Genomic DNA, 502 nt, shown 5'->3' with positions numbered 1-502 from the left:
TCATCATGTCGTTGGAGCGGAGCGTTTTCGCCKGAGAGGACGAGTTCGCCGAGCATCAGCTGGAAGGGGAGACCGAAATATTCGGGCGCATTACCATTAACCTCCGGGACGATCTCGAAATCGATTTCGACACGCACGAATATCGCATCAACGGCGACKATTGGGCGATCGCTTTGACKGCGGACAATACCGKCGTCGACATCGACTATCCGGAGTTGATCGCGCTCACCGACGACGAACTCGGCTCACTTGCGCCGATCATCAAGGAGATCACGTCGGAAACGGGGATCGCGGTAAATGCGTCCCGTGCCTGCTACATCAGGTGCGGGGGTTCCTGATCGGTCCTGCGGTGCGGTCTCGATAGTCMGAGGGGCGGCGAGAGCAGCCTCTMAGTTGAGATCTACGAAACCATMGCAATGGTGACGATAGCGACCAGTTGAGCCTCTMCTTTCGACTCGGCTGTCATCTCTCATCGGGGATGTTGCAGCCCGTTCTTCACGAC

General features: G+C 57.3%; 1 protein-coding gene. It reads left to right on the top strand.

Annotated features, from left to right (window positions below):
• On the top strand, positions 1–338 hold a 338-nt coding region (locus QD357_RS32945; protein ID WP_414126179.1), incomplete at its 5' end, for a hypothetical protein.
• Positions 339–502 lie beyond the last annotated feature (164 nt).

The sequence above is a fragment of the Rhizobium sp. BR 317 genome, assembly GCF_047445835.1.
Taxonomy (GTDB): Bacteria; Pseudomonadota; Alphaproteobacteria; order Rhizobiales; family Rhizobiaceae; genus Rhizobium; species Rhizobium paranaense.
Note: the sequence above shows the minus strand (reverse complement) of the source record. Positions and strands in the feature narration are given on the sequence as shown.